The sequence below is a fragment of the Paraperlucidibaca sp. genome, assembly GCF_982810325.1.
Map to the genome: position 1 here is coordinate 1 of NZ_CEYEMI010000041.1, position 3,459 is coordinate 3,459.

The following is a 3,459-nucleotide window of genomic DNA, read 5'->3' on the forward strand; positions in this document are numbered from 1 at the left end:
TTGCATAACTTGCGGGCTAGCCAGATACGCCGCGAGGTCATCGGTAGTTAATGCTGTTAGTGCCTTTGGTGCAGCCCAGTTCGCCAGTGCGGCGGCATCGCTGACATAGGCTCGACGCGTATGCTGACTTAAGCCTTCGGCCGCGAGCTGATGGCGAAAGGCCGTGAGCGCAGCATCTGAGGCTGGAGGCATGTGAGCGTCTTCAACAATCATGGGCGTAGTTTCAATGAGCTTAACGCTCAGTTTAAAGCCATTGGACGTGATGAGCGAATGCGGCAAACAGTGAAATTTCAGGCATTAAAAAAGGGCTCGTAATGAGCCCTTTTTTGCACAGCAACGCGAAGAATTACTTCTTACGCGGAGCCAGCTTCTCTTTGATACGTGCGGATTTGCCCGAACGATCGCGGAGGTAGTACAGCTTGGCGCGGCGAACAGCACCACGACGCTTAACTTCGATGCCAGCAACAATCGGCGAATGGGTTTGGAAAACACGTTCCACACCGATACCGTTGGAGATTTTACGCACCGTGAAAGCAGAGTTCAGGCCACGATTTTTGATCGCAATAACCACGCCTTCATAGGCCTGGAGACGCTCACGCTCGCCTTCTTTCACTTTCACCTGAACGACAACAGTGTCGCCAGGAGCAAACTTAGGAATATCTTGTTTCAGTTGGACGTTTTCAACGGCCTGTACTAAAGGATGCTTACCGCTCATCTTAATTCTCCACATTCAATCACAGAGGCTTTCACGCATATGATTGATCATTGTGATGCCTTGACCGGCTGCTCGTGTCAGCTCGGTGGGCATCGCCTTGGGTCCAGAGGCTAAGGCGCATACGACCCCCTCAACACTGCTAGCGAGATCTATTCGATGCCATCTAGCAGCTGTCGTTCTAATTTGCTCAGCGTGCGCCCAACAAGTAAGTCGGGGCGGCGTTCGCGTGTGCGCTTGAGGCTTTGCTGCAAGCGCCAACGCTTTATCGCGGCATGATCACCGCTGAGCAATACCGCTGGCACTGTGTCGCCGTCATACACCTCAGGTCGGGTGTAATGCGGGCAATCAAGCAGGCCATCGGTAAATGAATCTTCAATGGCTGAAGCCTCGGTGTTTAGCACGCCGGGCAATAAGCGCGCTAAGGCATCAACCAATACCATCGCCGGTAATTCACCACCGGATAACACGTAGTCGCCTATCGACCATTCGGCATCGACATCGCGCTCAATTAAGCGTTCATCGACACCCTCATAACGGCCGCAGAGCAAAATCAAGCCCTGCTGGCCATGTGCGGCGCTAAGCTGCTGCACATCGGCTTGCGATAAACGCTGGCCCTGCGGTGATAAATAAATCACCGGCGCCACCACACCTCGTGCGGCAGCAGCTTCACGCGCGGCATTAATAGCTCGGCGTAAAGGCTCAATCTGCATGACCATGCCGGGGCCGCCACCAAAGGGGCGCTCATCGACACGGCGGTAATTATCTTCGGTAAAGTCGCGCGGGTTCCAAAACGCCAGCGTGAGCTTACCGTTGGCCACGGCGCGGGCAGTTACACCGCACTCGCTAATGGCTCGAAACATTTCCGGAAACAACGACACTACGCCTACCCACATGGCGATCTCCCATGTTGGTCATAAACGCTTAAAACGTTGGATCCCAATCGACGCGAATACGGCGCTGATTTCGATCGACAAAACGCACAACACGACCTGGCAACCACGGCAACAAACGCTCTTGATCATCCATGCTGCCTTCACAAGCACGCACAATGATGACGTCGTTGGCACCAGTTTCCATCATCGCGTGGACGCGGCCGAGCACGTCATCTTGCTCAGTCACCACTAACATATCGATGAGTTCAGACCAGTAATACTCGTCTTCGTCTAATACCGGCAAGGCGCTTTTCGGCACCCAAATCGCTGCACCAACTAAGGTGTCAGCAGCGTTGCGGTCGGGGCAGATATCCAGCTGCGCCACCAAGCCTTTGGCTTGCGGACGACTCGCCAGTATCTCTACCGGACTCAACACGCCACCACGGTCCAAATACCACGGGCCGTAGTTAAAAATATTGGCAATGGGATGCGTGCGGGACATAACCCACACCCATCCCTTGATGCCATAAGCAGTGTGTACGTGGCCGACCTGAATCAGGGACTCACGATCGGGCACGATAGACATGTCTTATGCGCTCTTCTGAGCTACCTTGATCAGATGTGCAACGCGGTCAGATGCTTGAGCGCCGTTGCTGATCCAATAAGCTACACGCTCTAAGTCCAAGCGCACGCGCTCAGCTTGACCACGTGCAACTGGGTTGAAGAAACCCAGGCGTTCTAAGTAACGGCCATCGCGGGCATTGCGGCTGTCGGCAACAACGATGGAGTAGAAAGGACGTTTTTTAGCGCCACCGCGGGCTAGACGAATAGTGACCATTGCTTAATTCCTGTACTGGGTTTCCGTGGTAAGTCGTTCTGCTCATGGCGCCACGGAAATCGGCCATGCACAGATGGGCGCGAATTCTACGAGAAAACGCGGCACTTGGCCAGTCCAACGTGCTGGAGAATCTGCTAGGCTGCGCACCATCGTTTGAGGTGCTCATTTATGCGCTACGAAGCCCCATCGCAGTCGGTTTGGCGCGGCCTTGCTCTGCTCACGCTGTCGGCATTTTTATTTGCCACCATGGGCGTGTTTATTCGTCAGGCATCGCATACCGTCAACAACGAAACCATTGTGTTTTTCCGCAATTTTACTGCGTCAATCATGCTGCTGCCGCTGGTTGCCATACACGGCACTGGCCTGCTCAAAACCCACGTATTTCACAAGCATTTGTGGCGCGGCGTAGTAGGTTTAGCGGCGATGTATGGCTTCTTTTATGCCATCGCCAAACTGCCATTAGCCAGCGCCATGGTTTTCACCTACTCATCCCCGGTGTTTATTCCACTCATTGCTTGGCTATTTCTTAAAGAAAAAATCACGGTCCGCATGATGATCGCTGCCGTGCTCGGCTTCGGTGGCGTGTTATTGATTTGCCGCCCCGACATGGCCGGCATGGGCTTTATCTCGCTGGTCGGCATCAGCGCCAGCTTGCTAGCCGCCATGGCCTTCGTCACCGTGCGCTCACTTTCTGGCACCGAGCCAGTGATACGCATCGTGCTCTACTTCAGCTTAATTTCAGTGACGATCTCAGCTGTGCCAATGCTGTGGGCATGGCGACCACTCAACGTTGAGGAATATGCCTGGGTAGTTGGTGCGGGCATTTTGGCCACCTTCAGCCAGCTCGCCATGTCACGAGCCTATAGCTTGGCGCCGGCTGGGCGTATTGGCCCGGCGGCCTATTTGGCCATCGTTTTTGCTGGGCTTTGGGCGTGGATTTTATGGGATGAACTGCCCGAAACTTTGGCGGTCGTGGGCATCGTTATCATCTTTTTAGCCACGCTGATGTGCTTAGACAAGCCTTTATTCTGGCG

Annotated in this window: 6 protein-coding genes; 1 reads left to right on the plus strand and 5 read right to left on the minus strand. The window is 54.2% G+C overall.

What is annotated here, in order from left to right:
* From AC3DKE_RS10365 to rpsP, 5 genes are all read right to left on the minus strand, one after another.
* Positions 1-213, minus strand: a 213-nt coding sequence (locus AC3DKE_RS10365) for a site-specific integrase (RefSeq protein ID WP_487990635.1), incomplete at its 3' end; no start/stop codon positions are given.
* 133 nt (positions 214-346) lie between these two features.
* On the minus strand, positions 347-715 hold the full coding sequence (gene rplS, locus AC3DKE_RS10370) for a 50S ribosomal protein L19 (protein ID WP_340675349.1): 369 nt from the start codon (positions 713-715) through the stop codon (positions 347-349).
* A 149-nt stretch (positions 716-864) separates the two neighbouring features.
* Complete coding sequence (trmD, locus tag AC3DKE_RS10375; RefSeq protein WP_340675348.1) at positions 865-1,608, minus strand: tRNA (guanosine(37)-N1)-methyltransferase TrmD; 744 nt, start codon at positions 1,606-1,608, stop codon at positions 865-867.
* A gap of 28 nt (positions 1,609-1,636) precedes the next feature.
* A complete protein-coding gene (gene rimM, locus AC3DKE_RS10380; protein ID WP_340675347.1) occupies positions 1,637-2,173 on the minus strand; it encodes a ribosome maturation factor RimM in 537 nt (178 codons plus the stop codon).
* A 3-nt stretch (positions 2,174-2,176) separates the two neighbouring features.
* A complete protein-coding gene (gene rpsP, locus AC3DKE_RS10385) occupies positions 2,177-2,425 on the minus strand; it encodes a 30S ribosomal protein S16 (protein WP_340675346.1) in 249 nt (82 codons plus the stop codon).
* 168 nt (positions 2,426-2,593) lie between these two features.
* On the opposite strand from rpsP, the gene AC3DKE_RS10390 reads away from it, so the two are divergent.
* Positions 2,594-3,459, plus strand: an 866-nt coding sequence (locus tag AC3DKE_RS10390; RefSeq protein WP_487990636.1) for a DMT family transporter, incomplete at its 3' end; no start/stop codon positions are given.